Source organism: Spirosoma areae, from assembly GCF_054781775.1.
In genome coordinates, this window is sequence record NZ_BAAGTT010000024.1 from 46,100 (window position 1) to 64,311 (window position 18,212).

The following is an 18,212-nucleotide window of genomic DNA, read 5'->3' on the forward strand; positions in this document are numbered from 1 at the left end:
CGAACCACTTAGGTTTCGGGCTTGCGGCTTTTACTGCCTTAGAATAATTGTCGTTAGACTTTAATTTCTACGTCGACACCACTGGGCAGTTCGAGTTTCATTAGCGCATCGACCGTTTTAGCGCTGCTGCTATAGATGTCCACTAACCGCTTATAGGTGCAAAGCTGGAATTGTTCCCGTGCCTTCTTATTGACGTGGGGCGACCGCAACACCGTGTAGATTTCTTTGTTGGTTGGCAGTGGGATGGGGCCGCTTACGATGGCACCCGTCGACTTAACCGCTTTCACGATTTTCTCCGCCGACTTGTCAACCAGCATGTGGTCGAAGGACTTCAGTTTAATCCGAATTTTTTGGCTCATTGTGTTGTGGTTCGTTATCTGTTAACACCCGCCGAAAGAACCATTTACTCCGGTCGGGTGGGCAAATGCGGGTGCAAAGGTACGGAGAATTGTGTAGGTAGAAAAGCTATAACTGTGATTTTGTGGAAATTACTTTATAGGTCATTTAATAAGTTATCCAATTCACCCGGTTCCAGGTCGGCTTTGTCTTTCTTGTTGTAGATAGTCAGCAAAATAACTTATTCATCGTCTTTAACAACATAGGTGACGACTCGTGAGCCACCCCGTTTGCCGGTTCCTTTACTTCGAATGGCAAGCCGGATTTTATAGCAATTTTGGCCGAGTGAAGTACCTTGCGTGGGATTTTCTTCAAGCGAGTTAATCAATTCCGCTAACTCATTCTTTAACGACTTATATTTCTTTGCCAACTTTTTGATGTCCCGGTCAAATCGGCCAGAGGCTTCCACTTTATAGTTCATCAAGAAGTTCTCTCGCCGATTCTAATTTAATTTTCCCCTGCTTATACAATTTAACTTCCTCCAACGCTTCCTTTACATCGGCCAGCAAGGCGGCTTTGGTCAGCGGCAGCCCATCCTCGTCCCTTTCCTCTCGGTCGTCGGGCAGGTCAAGTTGTGCCTTTATTTTATTCCACTCTTTAATGGGAAGCACAACGGCAGTGCGTTTTCCTTTTCGGTTAGAAATATATTGCACGTTCATGTTCGCCTTACTTTATGTATGCTACTAAACTATGAAAACTATCTCGAAAGTTCAAGCACTCCTAAACAACAAAAGGACACCCGGTTAGCCGAATGTCCTTTTGTTGTACTCTATTTCTATCCGGCTCTTACGCCTTCACGGTACCTTTTTCTTTGGCTACAACCGTATCCGCAAGGTTCTGCGGAACAACTTCGTAGTGAGCAAACGTCAGGTTAGCCGTAGCACGACCCGACGACATCGTCCGCAGGTCGGTTACATACCCGAACAGTTCCGATAGGGGAACGTCGGCCCGAATTACCTGCGACCCCGCTTTCGTATCCATGCCTTTCATGACACCCCGGCGACGGTTCAAATCACCAGTTATGGGGCCGGTATATTCTTCCGGTGTCAGCACTTCAACGGCCATGATGGGTTCGAGCAGTTTTGGCCCGGCCTGACGAGCTGCTTCGCGGAAGCCCAGACGGGCCGCCATTTCGAACGACAGCGAATCGGAGTCAACGTCGTGGTACGAACCGTGAAACAACCGGACTTTCATACTTTGGAGCGGAAAGCCAGCCAATGGACCGTTCTTCAACGATTCATCAAAGCCTTTCTGTACGGCGGGGATAAATTCCCGGGGAATTACCCCACCTACAATACCATTTACGAATTCCAAACCTGGCTGTATAACGCCGGTTTCGTCTTCGCCACGTGGTCCGAGTTCAAATACGATGTCGGCAAACTTACCACGACCACCCGTTTGTTTTTTGTAAACCTCGCGGTGTTCGACGTTTTTGGTCAGTTTTTCTTTGTAAGCCACCTGTGGCGCACCCTGGTTCACTTCTACCTTGAACTCCCGACGCATCCGGTCGATGATGATTTCGAGGTGAAGTTCGCCCATACCCCGAATGATGGTTTGGCCGGTTTCTTCGTTCGACTCAACTTTGAGGGTTGGGTCTTCTTCAATCAGTTTGCCAATCGCCTTTGAGAAGTTATCCTGGTCAGCAGATTTCTTCGGCTCAATGGCATACCCAATAACCGGTTCCGGGAATACCATCGACTCCAGCACAATTGGGTGCTTTTCATCCGACAGTGTATCACCGGTTTTGATGTCTTTGAAACCAACGACAGCACCAATGTCGCCTGCTTCCAGCCGATCAATCTGGTTCTGCTTGTTGGCGTGCATCTGGAAAATCCGCGAAATTCGCTCCTTGTTGCCCGAACGGTTGTTAAGGACATAGGAACCTGACTCAAGCACACCCGAGTAGGAGCGCACAAAACACAGGCGACCAACGTAAGGGTCGGTTGCAATTTTGAATGCCAGCGCCGAGAACGGTTCCAGCGATGAGGGCTTTCGCGAAATCTCTTCGCCCGTATTTGGGTTGGTTCCTTTGATGCTCTCTTTGTCCATTGGCGATGGCAACAGGGCCATCACGTAGTCGAGCATGGTTTGCACACCCTTATTTTTGAACGATGAACCGCACAGCATCGGCACGATTTTCATGGCAACGGTTGCTTTACGCAAGGCGGCTATAATTTCGGCTTCCGAAATAGAGGTTGGGTCGTCGAAATACTTCTCCATCAGATGGTCGTCGAATTCGGCAACCGCTTCAAGGAGTTTCTCGCGCCATTCGGTCGCTTCTTCCACCATATCGGCTGGAATCGGCACTTCCCGAAAGGTCATACCTTTGTCGTCTTCATTCCACTCGATGCCCCGGAAGTTAACGAGGTCAACGACACCTTTGAAGTTATCTTCTTCGCCAATGGGCAACTGAAGCGGAACGGCATAGCTACCCAGCATTTCCTTCACCTGCTTGCACACGTTGAGGAAATCGGCACCGGAGCGGTCCATCTTGTTCACGAAGCCCAAACGGGCTACGTTGTAGTTGTTGGCCAGACGCCAGTTGGTTTCCGACTGCGGCTCAACACCATCGACGGCACTGAACAAAAACACCAGCCCATCGAGTACACGCAGGGAGCGGTTTACTTCAACTGTGAAGTCAACGTGGCCAGGCGTGTCGATGATGTTGATGTGGTATTTTTGATCCCGGTAGGTCCAGTCAACAGTCGTAGCGGCCGAGGTGATGGTAATACCCCGTTCCTGCTCTTGCTCCATCCAGTCCATGGTAGCGGCACCGTCGTGTACCTCACCAATCTTGTGACTTACGCCGGCGTAATAGAGAATGCGTTCGGTTGTGGTCGTCTTACCCGCATCAATGTGGGCAGCGATACCGATGTTTCTCGTGAAATTTAAATCGCGAGCCATTAGCTTGTTATACTGAAAGTTATATTATTCTAAAATCGAAGGAAGGGGCTGCTACAGTTAGTAGACGGCCTCTCTGCAAATCAGGTCGCAAAATTACTGAAAGTCAATCACAAAACCAACCTATGGGCAAAGAATGTAGGGAAAAGCCTTCACCTTTTTTGTCAACTTTGCGCCCGGAATTCGTTCTGGAAATGAGGCCGTAACTTAGAATCTTACAAAATCCATACACAGCCTTACTGCGTATGGCCTGGACTTATGTCCGGCATGAAAAACGGCAGTATGTGTTGGTCGATTTTCTGTTTATCCGGGCGTATATACCCTTGTCCAACTATAGTAATATCAGGTAAAATAGTAAGATTGTCAGCGCAGCGTTATTTTGGGGAAATGTGGCTGCAAAAGAAATAGGTAACGGAAGAAAGCGAAGACGTTGTGACGATGTAAATGGGTAAAGAAATAGAACGCAGATTCTTATGATTGATATGATGTTAAATGATTTTAATCAGCATGAATCATATTAATCATAAAAATCCGCGTTCTATCTTACGCTTACATTTCACTCAACCGGTGCTTCCACAATCGTCACAATTTTCCAGATGCCCCGAATATCCTGCAATGGCACCGTCACGTTGCCGCCATTAGGATTGTCAGAGTGAAGCGTGAGGTATTTGCGGGTAATGAGTTCATTATCGCGAATGCGCTTAACGACGAAATAATCCCGGTACATAACGGCATACACACCACCTGACTGGTATTCCCAGTTACTTTCGTTAACCGGCACCGCCAGCACTTTGGCCCCGTGCGCCAGTTGCGGACTCATGCTGTTTCCTGAAATTTCCAGCACAACCGCATTCTTATGCCCTTTTGTAACGGGTTTGCGGACGCGAAACAATTCGCCATCCGTTGTGCTGCTCCCTTCTGCATAACTCTCGACAAAACTGGCGTAGAATTTAACCGGCACGAAAGGAACTTCAACCGTATCGTCATCCGATATCATCAACCGAACGTTTGTTTCGGTCGTGTTCAGCACAGGTGTGATGCCCCGAATCAGGTAGTCGGCACTGATTTGAGGATAGCAGGCCAGCAAACTCATGATTGTGTCATACGATGGTTTGGCCCGACCGTTCAAAATGTTGTAAAACTTCGATGGATTTTCGCCTAACTCTTTGGCAATCTGATAGATAGTTATGCCTAAAGCGTCGAAAATATGCTTGAGTCGGTCCTGGATAGTCACAGCATTATCAATTTTTTTTGAACAATTTTCTGCCATTGGGGGATAGATTAGTAGCAGATATAATATAAGTAAAATATATTGCACTTGTATTATAGCAAATATACTACAAATACAGACGAATACCTTCACCAAAGGCCACTTTATTATCTGAAAATTGATGAACCGGAACCGACTCACGACGCATATCCTTCCTACTGTGCTGTTTGTTGACATGAACAGTTTCTTTGCCTCCTGCGAACAGCAGGATAATTATTGGCTGCGTGGCAGGCCGGTGGGCGTGTGCGTCTATACAGGCCGGCATGGTTGTGTGATAGCGCCCTCCGTAGAAGCCAAGTTGCGGGGGGTGAAAACAGGGATGCGATTAGATGAAGCTATCGTCCTGTGCCCCGACCTGGTACCTGTAGAAACGCATCCGGGTCGCTATCGGGAATACCATGTCAAAATCATTAACGTACTCCGTACTTTTTCGGATGATGTGCTGCCCAAAAGTATCGACGAAGCCGTTGTGGATTTGACGAACTATCAGTTGGCTTATAAAGACATGCAGCAAACGGCCCGGGCTATTAAACAAGCCATCAGGCACAAGGTTGGCGACTGGCTATGCTGTTCCATTGGCATTGCACCTAATGTGTTCCTGGCCAAATTAGCGTCGGATATTCAGAAACCCGATGGCCTGACGGTTATTACGCCCGAGACGATTGACGATGTGCTGAAAACGCTGACCCTTACCGACCTGCCCGGTATTGGCTATCGAATGGCCAGTCGTTTGCAGGCAGGTGGGGTGCATACGCCCCTCGATCTGCGTTATGCGTCGCCAACTCATTTGCGGGCCGTGTGCAAAAGCATTGTGGGCTGGCACTGGCATCTACGGCTCAATTTTGGTGGCGAAGTCGATCTGGACGCCAACGAAGACAACAAGAGTATGTCAGCCATGCGGACAATCTCGGCCGAGCAGAGGCACACCCCCGACCGCCTGGATGAACTGTTGCAATCGCTTTGCCTGACTCTCGAACGCCGGATGGTTCAAAAGGGGCTGTTCTGTCAGGATATGTCATTTTCCTGCCGCTATCATACTGGCAAGATCTATAACTACGAAGCGCATTTCTCAGAACCTAAGCAGGATGGCCCCGAACTATACCAGATTATTAAGGAGCGATTAGAAAAGTTTCAGCGAGCGCATGGCTGCGAACCCGTACTGAATGAACACCTGCGGAGCATGTGCGTGGCGGTTTTTCGGTTCATCCCCGCCGAGGTAGTGCCGCTAAGCCTGTTTAGCCGGGACACCCGCAAAAGCAAACTCCGACAGACCTTATATGACCTGAAAACAAAATTTGGCGCTGATAAACTTATCCGGGCAACCGAACTGCACGATAACCCGGTTTACAAAGATGTGATTGGGTTTGGGAACATTAAGGATTTGTGAAGTGTCTCAGCTAACCTGGTGGACCAGCAGGTTAGCTGAGACAATCCGATTTAAGTTAATACACCCATTCGCCCGGCCTCAAAATCACTGAAGGCTTCAATGAGTTCTTCGCGGGTGTTCATCACAAATGGGCCATAAACGGCCAGCGGCTCCCGAATGGGTTCACCAGCCAGAATCAGCAATTTGGCATTGACACTGGCTGAAAAGGTTAGCGCATCGCCATCGTTAGCCATGAGCGCAATTTGCCCACGGACTAACTCATCACCAGAAAGCGTTACAGAACCACTTAGCACATAAGCCATTGCGGTATAGCTGGCTGGCATGGCAAGCGTTTCTATCTGGCCACTTGTGAGCGTCAGGTCGGCTACGACAACGGGGCTAAACGTGTTCGCCGGACCGCGAACGCCTGCCAGTTCACCCGCTATCACGCGTAGATGTCCACCACCAGGCAAAACAGTTGCCGGAATCCGCGACGAGGAAATGTCCTGGTAGCGGGGTGGATTCATTTTGTCTTTAGCGGGTAGGTTAACCCACAACTGCACAAAATCCAGATCGCCACCCCGACGCGAAAACTCCCGCTCGTGTTTTTCTTCGTGGATGATGCCCGACGCGGCTGTCATCCATTGCACATCCCCCGCAAAAAGTTTACCGTAGTTTCCTGCCGAATCGCGGTGTTCCAGAGCGCCTTCATAAACAATTGTTACCGTCTCGAAGCCCCGGTGGGGGTGCTGGTCAACACCTTTTGGCTTCGTGGAGGGCGGCACCTTCATGGGGCCATGATGGTCCAGGAGCAAAAACGGATTGAAGGGCCTTGATCCCTGCGGATGAAAGGCATTCAACCCAACGAACCCGTCGCCCACATTGTTCGGGGTAGCGGTCCGTATATCGGAAATAGTGCGTTGTGTTACCATAATTCATGTATCTACATGTAATTTCAAAACCAACTGAATTATTGATAAGTTCATGACTAATCAGGCCGACGTTTTGGACTTATGTTATCAGCGAAGTTCCTGTTCTTTTGGACAGAAGAAGGTGGTGCGGCCACCAACTATAGAGCGTTCGATGCGGGTACGGCAACGGGGGCAGAATTTGTGGGCTTCAACATCATCATACGGCGAATCGTCCCATTCCCGAACGTGAATCAGAAAACTGTTCGGAAAATCCCGGTAGGTGGCTTCGTAGCGGATAGCCGTTTCAAGAACGAGCTGAATTGCCTGGTGGAGTTCACGCATCTGCCAATCAGTAAGTGAATCAGCCCGCTGTTTGGGGTGAATATGGGCCTGAAACAGCACCTCATCGACAATCCAGTTGCCTAAGCCAGCGACAATATTCTGGTCCAGTAAAACGGGTTTTATAAATGCTTTTTTGCGCTGAACTCGTTCACATAGTTCAGCCAGTGAAATTGCCAGGCCATCGGGGCCAATTTTCTTTCGTTGTAGAAACGCATTGATATCCTCTACCAGACCGACACGCTCAAACTTACGCGGACACAGAAAACCCAGATTAAAGCCGTTCGTAAACTCAAACACAATTCGGGCAAAGCGCGGGCGGTCGAGCGACGAGTGATAATAGTCAAGGTCGCCCGTCATGCCGAAGTGCATATGAACAATCACTCCGGGCGAGTCGGTCAGGACAAACAGATTTTTTCCAATCCGGCGTGTTCCGGTAAATTGCCGTCCGGTCAGGGTGTTCAGCAGGGTGGTATAATCCGTTGTGAGCAATTTCCTATCTTCAACCTCAATGTGATGGATAGGCTGGAAGAGCGAGGAGGTTTCGAGGTACTGCCGTCTTATTTCAACTTCAGGAAGTTCGGGCATGGGGGCTGCTTATTTGCACCATAACCAGCCGTGGTATTTGGTTGTTATATACGTAGCTGTTTCTACTACTAAGCCTATAGTTTGCTTATGTCAAAACAATATATTTATTTTGCGGTATAGAAGGTTGATAATCAGCAAGCTTTGTTGCCGCTTTTACTGGGTAAATAAAAAACCTTTTTTACCGGCAATCAGTTGTGCGTTACAATAGGTTGATGGAAATAGTCGTTCCGATACTATTGGGCGGGGAAATTTGTCTGGGAATGTCGTACCCGTTTATCTAATAATAAGTAGCCAATGGAGTAACCTCTACACAACCGCACTAGCGGCTTTTTTAAAATTTGTGCATGTTTAATTCTTAAACTGAAATTTTTTATGGAAAATACTCCGCAAAAATCCAGAACAAACGGCGCTCTACTGGCTGGCCTGATTATTATGACCGGCCTGGCAGGGGTTTCGAGTTATCTGTATTTCGATCAGAAGAAAGTGTCTGAAAATCAGGAAGTGACCATTTCTGAACGGGTTGAAGAACTGTCGACCACCCGTGTTAAACTGGATTCGATATCGACGGCCCTGGATGCCAAAATCGCTGAAGTACAAAAACTGGGTGGCGACGTTTCTGAACTGGAGAAAGTGAAAGCGCAGTTAGAACTGGACAAAGCATCGCTCAAAAAAGGAAATCGTATATCAATTGCCAAGTACGATGCTAAAATCAAGCAATATGAAGCGTTCTTAATTGAAAAAGACACGCTCATTTCCAACCTACAGCGCGAAAACGTAACACTGGCTACTAATGTTAAGGTGCTTGACGAAGAGAACACCGGCTTAAAAACCGAGAAACAAAAGTTAACGGATTCTGTCACCACTGTGGTTAGCCAGAATCAGGAACTGTCAACGAAAGTTACCCGCGCTGCTGCTCTGAAAGCGCAGAACGTGAAAGTTTTTGCGGTTAATGCGAAAGGGAAAGTTAAAGAAGATGACGCGTATAAAGCCAAGCGTTTAGACAAAATTAAACTGGTTTATACCCTCCTGGACAATCCGCTGACGAAAGAAGAGCCTAAAGATGTGTTTGTGCGGGTACTTGACCCCACTGGCGCTGTTGTATCCGATATGGCCAATGGCTCGGGTACCTTTACCGTGGATGGCAACGAAACCATCTACACAACAAAGCAAACTGTCAACTACACCAGCAACGGGCAAAATGTAGAACTGCTCTATACACGGGGTATTCCTTACAAACCAGGGAAATATACCATTGAACTCTATTCGGAAGGCTTCCGCATCGGTTCGGGTGAGTTTGCCGTTCGGTAAGCACTGACAAAAATACGCTATCCATAAAAAAAGCGCAATGCCCAACGGCATTGCGCTTTTTTTATGGATGTCTATTTCTACCTGAAACCAGCGAAATAAAGCGGGTTTTTCGAATCATTCTGGAGATTTACCCGGAGTAGCTTCCCTTCTTTTTCCATGCCGTTGTTCGTGAAAATACGATCGGTCTGGAGCATGCCGATGCTCGAATCGGCCAGGCGTAGCCGAACCCCGTCGGTCTGTCGGCTTACGTGTACATGCTGTATGGTACGCTGCGTTTTGGTTGGATAAAGCCGGGTGTAAATGAAGCTTACCGTGCTGTCAGACTCGGCCTGCAGTTCGGCAAAGGGCATCTGGTCGGCGGGGATGGCCACGCAGGAAGGGTCGAGATAGAAATTCGTGCGATAGGTGCCAACGACCTCCGCTGCCAGCGTGGCCGAATTGGGTTGTACGTCACCCTCGTGCTGACAGGCTGTTAGTGCGCTTATCAACGAGCAGAAAAGCAGTCGTTTCTTCATGGTGCCTTATCTATTTGTTGGTCAGAAGACCCTACCGAAGCTGAAAGGGTTGGAGCGTCATCCGCTTTTTTTTCGCTTTCGTTCGCATCGGTCTGCGCCATTTCGACCCACACCTTCATTTCGTTAAGTTGCATAGGTCCAAATTGCGTTGTGAACGCTACGTCGGCGGCATCCCGCCCATAAGCCACCGTGATTCGATTTCCACGCGGCTTCTCCTGGGTGGCATCGAACGTAAACCAGCGGCCGTCTACGTAGGCTTCAAACCAGGCGTGTAAATCCATCGGGTCGAGCTGGTGTAAATACCCAACAACCATTCGGGCCGGAATATTTAACGCCCGGCAAAGAGAAATGCCCAAATGCGTAAAATCGCGGCACACACCGACTCGTTTGTCAGCCGTATCAACTGCCGAAGTGCTGGCATCGCTGGTGCCATACTGGTACTTGACGTTCTCGTGAATCCACTTCCGGATGGCCTCGGCCTGGTCGTAGCCGGGTTCGGCGGTTTTAGTAATTTCAGCGGCTAAATTACCTAACTGATCAGACTGGCAGTATCGGCTTGGCAATGTGTAGTGCAAGACGTCGTCGGGCAGGTCTTCAACGGGCGTATAAGGCGCACCGGGGGAAACATCGATCAGATCGGCCGTTTGAACGGTAGCCGAAAAATGAATCGAAAACAGACCTTCGGGCGCTACAACACGCTGGCAAAGGTTACCATACATGTCGGTAAATTCAGTTACATTAACTGCTGGTAAAATCTGGTATTCTTCCCGGATAATCCACTGACCGGCCCCTGAACGTGGGCGAAGCATGAGTATTAATGGAGTCGGTGTTTCTGCCTCAAAAGAGAGTTCGCAGCCAGCATCGAGTTGCATAAGGTAGGTGAGAGAGTGGTTGATTAAGGTAAAAGGTTAACTCAAACGGCTTCGTATGGTTGACAGATTCACAAATAAATCGTTGACGGGCCAGTTATTTCTTCACGATAACGAACTCTACCCGCCGGTTTTGTTGCCGTCCTTCATCGGTATCATTGGTGGCAACGGGTTTTGTTGAGGCAAAGCCTTTGCTGGCAACGCGGTCGGGTTCAATACCTTTGCTGACAAAATATTCGCGAACGGCATCGGCGCGATCCTGCGAGAGTTTGGTGTTGATTTCGCTGGAACCCGTATTGTCGGTATGCCCACGCACTTCGATAACTATTTTCGGGGCTTCGTTCAGGGTGGTAACCAGTCGATCCAGTTCGGGACCAGATTCGGGCCTGAGCTCAGATTTGCCGGTATCGAAAAAGATGTTGTTCAACCGAACCGACCGGCCTACTTCAATGGGCACTAATTTGAGGTCATTGCCTTTGATTTCCTGAAAACCTTTGGGTTGAGTCAGATCCACATTGCCACCTTCCGCGATGAAATCTTTAGCAATGGCCCGCATGGTGTATTTCTGGCCATACGGAAGCACAATTTTGTATTCGCCCGTGATGGGATCGGAATTGGCCTCACCGGCTTCGGCCCCATCGGGCAGAGTTTGATAAATGATGCGGGCTTCAATCGGTTTTCCGGTAGTCTGGTCAATCACTTTTCCGCTGATGAGCGCAACCGGATCGGGGCGGGTTATAGCGGGTTTAGCTGCTACATCATCGCCACCACCCACTTTACCCGGTTCGTTGGCCGGGCGGTCATCCGTAAGTTTAACCCGCACGATGTCGCCTTTGCCGAAGGTATTTTTGAAGGTAGTCAGGTACGCATAATCGCCCGAAGCCGACAGGGTGTAGTAGGCATCGTAGCCATCCGTATTGACGTTCGGACCAAGATTGACCGGCTTCGACCAATGCTTCCAGGTTTTATCGACCCGCTTACAGACGTAGATATCGTTATTGCCTAAGCCTCCTTCACGATTACTCGAAAAATACAGCGTAGCGCCATCGGGGGCCAGAAAGGGCGTTGTTTCCGTAAATTTGGTGTTTACTTCCGGGCCGAGGTCCATTGGCTTTGTCCACGAGCCGTCTTTCTGCCGGAAGCTGACGTAGATGTCATCTTCTTTGCTGTTTTTCTTTTCACTGAACGCCATCAGTAACACTTTCCCGTCGGCCGACATAAACCCACAGTCGAACTGCCCCTTGCTCATGCTGACGTAGTTAGGAATGTCCATTTTCTGCGGTGGCGACCAGCCGGTGGCGGTTTTCTTACTCAATGAAAACCCGCGCGTCTCATAATTGCCATTCGCGTACTGACCTTTAATCAGCATTGTATTCCCATCGGGCGTAATGCTGTAGGCACAGTTGTATTCGTCTTTGTTAAGCGGAAAGCCCATGCGTCGGGCGGGCCCCCATTTGCTGCCATCGAGTTCGGAGTACCAGATATCCTGACTGCCTTTAACACCGTGGGTATTGTTGGGATGGCTGATTCGGGCAAAATAGAGCATCCTGCCATCGGGCGAAATCATCGGATTAATCTCATTATATTCCGAATTGACCTGAATACCAAGATTTTCGACTCGCGGATTTGCTGTTCCGGCAGAGTCAGGCTTAGGCTGTCCCTGGGTAGCAATAGGAAGTAAAAGAAAAATCAGGCTGGCGGCAATGGCCCCAATAGCATTCATAAAACAAGGTAACGGATAGTGGGATACTGTATATAGAAAACGACGGGAAGGAGCAGTTTTGTATTTTAAATCTGGTACCCTTTTATCTTAATCAATTATCAATCCAGATTCGATGTGTCGATGCCAGCGTCTTTGAAAACCCCCATAAACGTGCCTTTTTTCATGTCCTTAGCGTGAAGAGGCACCGGAACTGTAGATTTTCAAATCAGGATTGTAATAGATTTGATGGCTCCCGTTACCCATCCGCTTTAGATAGAACCCGTTCGCTTCCAGGGTTTTAATCAACCGCTTTAGCGATAAATTCATGCCAATTCGGTGGTCATACTAAGTGAATAGTCAAGCGTTTGGCTGTCATCGGGCGGGATTGGTTGTCCTTACTCCTTTAACACTTCCAGACAACCTTCAATAGCATCCCTCGCCATAGCATTTGCTTCTTCAATCGTTTCGCCATACGTAATACACCCACGAATGGCCGGTACGTTCACAGTGTAACCTCCTTGGGGTTCGGGTGTTAAAATTAAACGGTATTGTAACGTTTTCATACGTTAAGATTATTAAACCAGTTTATTGATGCACTTAATATAAAATTGGCCCGAGCCAAAGATACCAAAATAGCCAGCCCAGGCTACCCGCCATTGCACCCGCTGTAAATATATGCTTGCGGAATGCAGGAGGCCAGTAGTAAAAAACGACTCGGTAAGCCAAAGCGCATAACAACAAGAGACTAATCCAGTCAATACAGAAAGAGAACCATTGAAATACATACAAATTACCGAAAACTGGTACGGCTCTTTGCTCAGCATAAGCTTTGCGATTTATGAACCAAAGCGGATTCCACTGATTGATTAGATGCAAAACAATCAGAATACATCGATCAGCAATTGGATATAGCAACGCAGCACTGGCTGTCAATTTGGCAAAAGAATACTTTGGTTGTTCTTTCCCATTGAGCAGCCAATAACCACACCCGGCAAACAGTGCCGTTATGAACTGATTGGCAAAGAACGTTACGGGTTGCATCCAGGTTTGGGGCAAACAACCAAAAAGCGTCCAGTACGTAATTTTAGCTGGTGTAAACTCAATTAGTCGATACACAGATACCATACAAGCCAGCCAAAGATTTATCCACACGGCAGGAGCCAGAAAACACACTATTGCGATAACCTGTGAATGGCTTTTTAACGAATATTGATTTAAGCGTTGCGTATTCACGGTGATTACTGTCTCTAATTTTGTTCAGTAAAGAAACAGTAATTCACTCTCTTTAATAATTATTTTTAATTTTTTAATATACTTATGGAGAGTTTGCACTTCACACGACCACCCGCAATTTCGCGAAACTCAGCAGCAGCGTTTTCTCGCCCACGCCCGTTGCTTCAAACTGAATCGTAGCCTTACGGTCAGTGCCGTTAATATCGACCACTTTAACCGTGCCAAAACCAAATTTTGCGTGTTCGACGCGCTGCCCGACGGCAAGTTCTGCCGTGCTGGTTGGCGCAAAGTCGGGCGAGGGTGTGTGTGAGACGGTAGGTTGGGGAGCCTGCCGCTGTGCCGTTTTCTGCGCCAGCGACCGAACAAACGCCATCGAACCGGTCGAAGTCGTTTCACTTTTGTCGCGTTCGGGTCGGTCGAAGTCCATCCGGCTGGGTGCCGAACGCAACGTTGATATCTTCAGAAACCGCTGGTCGATTTCCAGCAGAAACCGGCTTGGTTCGCACATCTTCAGCCGACCATAGTGATAGCGCGTCTCGGCATATGACATGGTCAGGCGTTTTTCGGCGCGGGTGATGGCCACGTAGAACAGCCGACGTTCTTCTTCCAGGTCGTTGCGGCTTTCGAGCATCATCTGGCTGGGAAACAGGTCTTCCTCCAGCCCAACGATATGCACATTCTTGAATTCCAGCCCTTTGGCGGCATGGATGGTCATCAGTGTTACTTTGTCATTATCGCCATCGTCCTCTTTTTCGTCGGCGGTGGTCAGCAGCGAAACCGATTGCAGGAACGCCCCAAGACTTTTTTCTTCGTTATCGGGGTTATCGACAAACTCCTTGATGGCGTTCAGCAATTCCTGCACGTTTTCGTAGCGGGCCAGCCCTTCAACGGTCTTGTCGTCATACAACTCCTTCAGCAAACCCGACGCTTTGGCAATATGGGAAGCTACTTCAAAGGCATCTTTCTGGTCCAGCAGGAGTTTAAAGCTCTTAATTAAATCGGCAAATCCTTCGATGGCGATGGCCGCACGCCCAGCTACGTGTTTGCTGATTTCGGCCACAATTTCCCAAACCGAGTCTTCTTTTTCAGCCGCAATCACGCTGATTTTGGCAACGGTTGTGTCGCCAATACCGCGTTTGGGCAGGTTGATAATGCGCTTGAAGGCTTCTTCGTCCTGCTGGTTAACCGTGAAGCGCAGATACGCAATGAGGTCCTTGATTTCCTTCCGCTGATAAAACGAGAGGCCACCAATAATCCGGTACTTGATGCTCACCCTCCGCAGGGCTTCTTCAAACGCCCGCGACTGGGCGTTGGTGCGGTACAAAATGGCGAAGTCGTTATTAACCAGCGACTCGTTCATCTTGGTCTCAAAAATAGCCGAAGCCACCAGGCGTCCTTCTTCGTTATCCGACGACGCTTTGATTACGTCAATTAGCGGACCCGCTTCGTTATCGGTGAAGACGTGCTTCTCCAACTGATTTTTGTTGCGGGCAATAACCGAATTGGCAGCCTCAACAATGGTTTTGGTGGAGCGGTAATTCTGCTCCAGCTTCACGATTTTGACGTTTTCCTTACCGTAATCACGCTGAAAATTCAGAATATTTTCGATGTTGGCGCCCCGGAACGCGTAAATACTCTGAGCATCGTCGCCCACGATGCAGATGTTCTGGTGAACAGCCGCCAGTTTGCGTGTGATGAGGTACTGCGAGACGTTGGTATCCTGAAACTCATCGACCATGACGTGCTGAAACTTGTGCTGGTACTTATTCAGAATGTCTAAATGGTCGCGGAAGAGAACGTTTGTGTTGAAGAGCAGGTCGTCGAAGTCCATCGCATTGGCCGCAAAGCACCGCAGACTATACTGCTTGTAAATTCGGCCAATGTGCGGCATCCGGGCCGATTCGTCATCGGCCAGAATAACGGCGTTATTGAGATAATCATCCGGGCCAATGAGCCGGTTTTTGGCGCCCGAAATTCGCCCAAAAACACTATTGACCCGATAAACTTTATCGTCCAGCCCCATTTCTTTGATGATGCTCCGCAGCAATGACTTCGAATCGTCGGTATCGTAGATGGAGAAGTTGCTGGTGTAGCCAATGGCTTTGGCTTCGATGCGTAGAATCTTGGCAAACACCGAGTGAAAGGTGCCCATCCAGATGTTGCGGGCCTCCAGGCCAACCACCTTTTCGATGCGGCTCCGCATCTCGCCAGCGGCTTTGTTGGTAAACGTCAGCGACAGAATCCGAAACGGGTCAATGCCATTTTCAATCAGGTAAGCAATGCGGTAGGTCAATACACGGGTTTTACCCGAACCGGCACCGGCTATAATCATCAACGGGCCGTCGCCGTGCATGACGGCTTCCCGCTGGGGGTCATTCAATCCAGAAATATAATCAACCATTAACGTCGCTTCTATCCTTGTATAACAAGTAAAAGTAGGAAAAAATTTGGTCGGGGCCGTGCCAGAAATGGGTATCTTTGGTAACGGTAATATCCTCTCGGATTCGGAGTCTGAGGAAAATGTACAGGGATACTTCGATGCGGGCGCTCAGATCGACTGGTACGTTCCTCTGAATAGACAACGAATTGGCGCGTATTCGTGACCCGACGGATTGAACGCTTATAAAGCAATAGATGTCATTTCAGCCGCGCCATAGGTGCCCAATTTTCGATTCACCTACTGGATTTAGTTGCTTAAGCGAAAGCCACAAATTCTGAACAGGCCCGAACCGAACAAATAGAATAAATTAATTAGGCAAACGCCCCGATGCCCTTATCGCAAGGGTATCGGGGCGTCTCGTATGGTTGCCAGCTACTACCTATTTTTTACTGTTCCCGGGACACAGTTTGCAGGTGCCCGTTCAGAATGCGCTGCATGTGCTCCCAGGTATTTTTCCAGGATTGCTCGCGCAGGAAGCGGTCCAGTTCGGGGTGGTCGACTCCCACCGAGTTATTCAGTACTACCGATAGGCCATTTTCAAACGCTGAAACCGAATCGGCAATGACAACGCGGTCCCAACTGCCATAAGTACGCAGGACGTCGCGAATGGGCGTTGATACCACCGGCAGGCCAGCCGCTAAATATTCTGGCGTTTTGGTGGGGCTGATGTACCGGGTAGCCTCGTTAATGGCAAAGGGCATCATGGCTGCCTGCCAGTTGCTAAAATAAGCGGGGAGGTCGTTGTAGGCTTTCATGCCCAGATAGTGCAGGTTCGGTCCCTTCGGCAAGTCATTTGGATTGATCTTGACGACTGGGCCCAGAAAAACGAACTGCCAGTCGGGCCGACGGTGAGCTAATTCAGAAATGAGGGTCAGGTCCAGCCGCTCATCAAGAACGCCACTATACCCAATTCGTGGCCCCTGAATGGCTTGCTGGTCTGTTGGGTTAGGCAGGCCAGGCTGTTGGTCTGTTGAGGGACCCAGGCCAGACTTATTCTGGATTGACCGGGCCTGAGCGAAATGCTCGTAATCAATGCAGCTCGGAAACGCATAGACTTCCGGGTGGCGTTTTTGCTTTGCCTCGTAGAGACTGTAGCCCCCCGTGAAGATGACATCAGCCCGATTTATCAACCGACGTTCCTGCTCAATGAGCAATGGGGGCGCGCCCAGAAAAGCCGACAGTTCATCCATGCAGTCAAATACCGTTAGCCGGGGCTGGAGGTGGTCGCTGAAGGACAGGGCCATCGGTGTGTAATACCACAACGCGTAGTTATGAATGCGTTGTTCGGAGAGGAGTTGGTCGACCATTGCCCGTTGTTGCCGAATGGCTTCATCCGGGCCGGTGCCATGGGACAGGTGGGGAACCACCACCGAAAGCTGGTGGCTTACCTGACGTACCACTAAGCCAGGGGTATCGCTCCAGACCGGTTCCTCGATGTACCACACCCGCCAGCGCCGGGCGGCCCGGCTAAGCAGGTGCTGTGGCCTCTGGTAAACAAAGTTCCAGCGCAGGTGCGAGAAGCAAACCAGATCATTGAGTTCATTGAGGGTACCTGGCTTAATAAGCCGGTCTGTTGGTCTTGCCGTTGAGGATAAACCGCTGCCTAAGTTTATGTGTGGAGTTGCTGTTGATGAAGGGGATTCGAGTAATTCGTTTAAGTCATCCATAATTGTTTTGGGTCGTTGAGTGTTGCTTACTTTAGGGCCAACGAAGCAGAAACCATCAGGCTCCGTTGATGAAGCGTTCTTTTTCAGTAAACACCAGAGGCAGGATCAGGTAATTGACCTCCGATAAAAAGTGAGGGAACGGTTACTACCCTATCATTTTTATATGCTAATTATCGTGTACATTTGTTATAATAACCTGCTTCGTCAGATGAATGTTTTGCAGATACTTTTATGATCGCAACGAGCCGCGAAAATTTTAAAAATGCCACATTACTTATTATTGACGATAGCTCTGACCATAGGGTTATTATTGCTAATGCCGCCCGGCAGTGTTTGCCCGAGGTGAGGATTATATTAGTTGCCAGCGAAGAAGAAGCCGTTGCGTATTTTGATACATGCCGACTGGAAGAGTGGGACGTGCCCAAATTAATTCTGCTTGATCTGTATTTACCTGACCGGACGACCGGCTGGCGATTGCTGGAGCAAATTAAGGCTATTCCGACCGCTTTAGGGAAAATACCGGTGGTGTTGCTGAGCAATTCAACCAGCCCCGCCGATATTGCCGAAGCGTATGAACGGGGCTGCTCGTCGTACATAATCAAGCCGGGTAATTTCGATAATTGGCTGGAGTATTTTCGGACACTTCGCAGCTACTGGTGGGAAACCGTTACGCTGCCCAAAGCCGGGGTTTCCTTGTTTTAACTTCC

General features: G+C 49.0%; 18 protein-coding genes. 3 read left to right on the forward strand and 15 right to left on the reverse strand.

Going from position 1 to position 18,212, the window contains the following annotated elements; translation table 11 throughout:
* Nucleotides 1-53: 53 nt before the first annotated feature.
* From rpsJ to ACYVI1_RS10390, 5 genes are all read right to left on the reverse strand, one after another.
* Nucleotides 54-359 (reverse strand): 30S ribosomal protein S10, encoded by a 306-nt coding sequence (gene rpsJ, locus ACYVI1_RS10370; protein WP_012930032.1) that lies wholly within the window; start codon nucleotides 357-359, stop codon nucleotides 54-56.
* 218 nt (nucleotides 360-577) lie between these two features.
* Nucleotides 578-817 (reverse strand): type II toxin-antitoxin system RelE family toxin, encoded by a 240-nt coding sequence (locus tag ACYVI1_RS10375; RefSeq protein WP_460909597.1) that lies wholly within the window; start codon nucleotides 815-817, stop codon nucleotides 578-580.
* Complete coding sequence (locus ACYVI1_RS10380; RefSeq protein ID WP_460909599.1) at nucleotides 807-1,055, reverse strand: hypothetical protein; 249 nt, start codon at nucleotides 1,053-1,055, stop codon at nucleotides 807-809. The genes ACYVI1_RS10375 and ACYVI1_RS10380 overlap by 11 nt, the downstream gene beginning before the upstream one ends.
* 127 nt (nucleotides 1,056-1,182) lie before the next feature.
* Nucleotides 1,183-3,300, reverse strand: a complete 2,118-nt coding sequence (fusA, locus tag ACYVI1_RS10385; RefSeq protein ID WP_460909601.1) for an elongation factor G — start codon at nucleotides 3,298-3,300, stop codon at nucleotides 1,183-1,185.
* A 553-nt stretch (nucleotides 3,301-3,853) separates the two neighbouring features.
* On the reverse strand, nucleotides 3,854-4,567 hold the full coding sequence (locus tag ACYVI1_RS10390; RefSeq protein WP_460909603.1) for a LexA family transcriptional regulator: 714 nt from the start codon (nucleotides 4,565-4,567) through the stop codon (nucleotides 3,854-3,856).
* Between the two features lie 121 nt (nucleotides 4,568-4,688).
* On the opposite strand from ACYVI1_RS10390, the gene ACYVI1_RS10395 reads away from it, so the two are divergent.
* Nucleotides 4,689-5,954: a DNA polymerase Y family protein gene (locus tag ACYVI1_RS10395; RefSeq protein ID WP_460909605.1), complete on the forward strand. Its 1,266-nt coding sequence runs from the start codon at nucleotides 4,689-4,691 to the stop codon at nucleotides 5,952-5,954.
* Between the two features lie 50 nt (nucleotides 5,955-6,004).
* Here the strand turns inward: ACYVI1_RS10395 and ACYVI1_RS10400 are convergent, their stop codons facing one another.
* Both ACYVI1_RS10400 and ACYVI1_RS10405 read right to left on the reverse strand, forming a co-directional pair.
* Complete coding sequence (locus tag ACYVI1_RS10400; protein WP_460909607.1) at nucleotides 6,005-6,865, reverse strand: pirin family protein; 861 nt, start codon at nucleotides 6,863-6,865, stop codon at nucleotides 6,005-6,007.
* Between the two features lie 87 nt (nucleotides 6,866-6,952).
* Nucleotides 6,953-7,771, reverse strand: a complete 819-nt coding sequence (locus tag ACYVI1_RS10405; protein WP_460909609.1) for an Fpg/Nei family DNA glycosylase — start codon at nucleotides 7,769-7,771, stop codon at nucleotides 6,953-6,955.
* 372 nt (nucleotides 7,772-8,143) lie between these two features.
* On the opposite strand from ACYVI1_RS10405, the gene ACYVI1_RS10410 reads away from it, so the two are divergent.
* Nucleotides 8,144-9,079, forward strand: coding sequence for a hypothetical protein (locus ACYVI1_RS10410; protein ID WP_460909611.1), 936 nt, complete (start codon nucleotides 8,144-8,146; stop codon nucleotides 9,077-9,079).
* Nucleotides 9,080-9,156: 77 nt separating this feature from the next.
* Here the strand turns inward: ACYVI1_RS10410 and ACYVI1_RS10415 are convergent, their stop codons facing one another.
* From ACYVI1_RS10415 to ACYVI1_RS10450, 8 genes are all read right to left on the reverse strand, one after another.
* Nucleotides 9,157-9,594, reverse strand: coding sequence for a hypothetical protein (locus ACYVI1_RS10415; RefSeq protein ID WP_460909613.1), 438 nt, complete (start codon nucleotides 9,592-9,594; stop codon nucleotides 9,157-9,159).
* Nucleotides 9,591-10,466 (reverse strand): transglutaminase-like domain-containing protein, encoded by an 876-nt coding sequence (locus tag ACYVI1_RS10420; protein WP_460909615.1) that lies wholly within the window; start codon nucleotides 10,464-10,466, stop codon nucleotides 9,591-9,593. Before ACYVI1_RS10420 ends, ACYVI1_RS10415 begins: the two co-directional genes overlap by 4 nt.
* 94 nt (nucleotides 10,467-10,560) lie before the next feature.
* A complete protein-coding gene (locus ACYVI1_RS10425) occupies nucleotides 10,561-12,186 on the reverse strand; it encodes an OmpA family protein (protein WP_460909617.1) in 1,626 nt (541 codons plus the stop codon).
* A gap of 168 nt (nucleotides 12,187-12,354) precedes the next feature.
* Nucleotides 12,355-12,492: a type II toxin-antitoxin system HicA family toxin gene (locus ACYVI1_RS10430; RefSeq protein ID WP_460909619.1), complete on the reverse strand. Its 138-nt coding sequence runs from the start codon at nucleotides 12,490-12,492 to the stop codon at nucleotides 12,355-12,357.
* Nucleotides 12,493-12,560: 68 nt separating this feature from the next.
* Complete coding sequence (locus tag ACYVI1_RS10435; protein WP_460909621.1) at nucleotides 12,561-12,728, reverse strand: type II toxin-antitoxin system HicB family antitoxin; 168 nt, start codon at nucleotides 12,726-12,728, stop codon at nucleotides 12,561-12,563.
* Between the two features lie 34 nt (nucleotides 12,729-12,762).
* A complete protein-coding gene (locus ACYVI1_RS10440; RefSeq protein WP_460909623.1) occupies nucleotides 12,763-13,398 on the reverse strand; it encodes a hypothetical protein in 636 nt (211 codons plus the stop codon).
* A gap of 100 nt (nucleotides 13,399-13,498) precedes the next feature.
* On the reverse strand, nucleotides 13,499-15,799 hold the full coding sequence (locus tag ACYVI1_RS10445; RefSeq protein ID WP_460909625.1) for an ATP-dependent helicase: 2,301 nt from the start codon (nucleotides 15,797-15,799) through the stop codon (nucleotides 13,499-13,501).
* Nucleotides 15,800-16,224: 425 nt separating this feature from the next.
* Nucleotides 16,225-17,505, reverse strand: coding sequence for a glycosyltransferase family 1 protein (locus ACYVI1_RS10450; RefSeq protein WP_460909627.1), 1,281 nt, complete (start codon nucleotides 17,503-17,505; stop codon nucleotides 16,225-16,227).
* Between the two features lie 231 nt (nucleotides 17,506-17,736).
* Between ACYVI1_RS10450 and ACYVI1_RS10455 the strand changes: the two genes are divergently transcribed.
* Nucleotides 17,737-18,207: a response regulator gene (locus tag ACYVI1_RS10455; RefSeq protein ID WP_460909629.1), complete on the forward strand. Its 471-nt coding sequence runs from the start codon at nucleotides 17,737-17,739 to the stop codon at nucleotides 18,205-18,207.
* Nucleotides 18,208-18,212 lie beyond the last annotated feature (5 nt).

Excerpts from the sequence above, each read along its gene's own strand:
- rpsJ (WP_012930032.1), bottom strand. The coding sequence starts at position 359 with ATGAGCCAAAAAATTCGGATTAAACTGAAGTCCTTCGACCACATGCTG.
- ACYVI1_RS10375 (WP_460909597.1), bottom strand. The coding sequence starts at position 817 with ATGAACTATAAAGTGGAAGCCTCTGGCCGATTTGACCGGGACATCAAA.
- ACYVI1_RS10380 (WP_460909599.1), bottom strand. The coding sequence starts at position 1,055 with ATGAACGTGCAATATATTTCTAACCGAAAAGGAAAACGCACTGCCGTT.
- fusA (WP_460909601.1), bottom strand. The coding sequence starts at position 3,300 with ATGGCTCGCGATTTAAATTTCACGAGAAACATCGGTATCGCTGCCCAC.
- ACYVI1_RS10390 (WP_460909603.1), bottom strand. The coding sequence starts at position 4,567 with ATGGCAGAAAATTGTTCAAAAAAAATTGATAATGCTGTGACTATCCAG.
- ACYVI1_RS10395 (WP_460909605.1), top strand. The coding sequence starts at position 4,689 with ATGAACCGGAACCGACTCACGACGCATATCCTTCCTACTGTGCTGTTT.
- ACYVI1_RS10400 (WP_460909607.1), bottom strand. The coding sequence starts at position 6,865 with ATGGTAACACAACGCACTATTTCCGATATACGGACCGCTACCCCGAAC.
- ACYVI1_RS10405 (WP_460909609.1), bottom strand. The coding sequence starts at position 7,771 with ATGCCCGAACTTCCTGAAGTTGAAATAAGACGGCAGTACCTCGAAACC.
- ACYVI1_RS10410 (WP_460909611.1), top strand. The coding sequence starts at position 8,144 with ATGGAAAATACTCCGCAAAAATCCAGAACAAACGGCGCTCTACTGGCT.
- ACYVI1_RS10415 (WP_460909613.1), bottom strand. The coding sequence starts at position 9,594 with ATGAAGAAACGACTGCTTTTCTGCTCGTTGATAAGCGCACTAACAGCC.
- ACYVI1_RS10420 (WP_460909615.1), bottom strand. The coding sequence starts at position 10,466 with ATGCAACTCGATGCTGGCTGCGAACTCTCTTTTGAGGCAGAAACACCG.
- ACYVI1_RS10425 (WP_460909617.1), bottom strand. The coding sequence starts at position 12,186 with ATGAATGCTATTGGGGCCATTGCCGCCAGCCTGATTTTTCTTTTACTT.
- ACYVI1_RS10430 (WP_460909619.1), bottom strand. The coding sequence starts at position 12,492 with ATGAATTTATCGCTAAAGCGGTTGATTAAAACCCTGGAAGCGAACGGG.
- ACYVI1_RS10435 (WP_460909621.1), bottom strand. The coding sequence starts at position 12,728 with ATGAAAACGTTACAATACCGTTTAATTTTAACACCCGAACCCCAAGGA.
- ACYVI1_RS10445 (WP_460909625.1), bottom strand. The coding sequence starts at position 15,799 with ATGGTTGATTATATTTCTGGATTGAATGACCCCCAGCGGGAAGCCGTC.
- ACYVI1_RS10450 (WP_460909627.1), bottom strand. The coding sequence starts at position 17,505 with ATGGATGACTTAAACGAATTACTCGAATCCCCTTCATCAACAGCAACT.
- ACYVI1_RS10455 (WP_460909629.1), top strand. The coding sequence starts at position 17,737 with ATGATCGCAACGAGCCGCGAAAATTTTAAAAATGCCACATTACTTATT.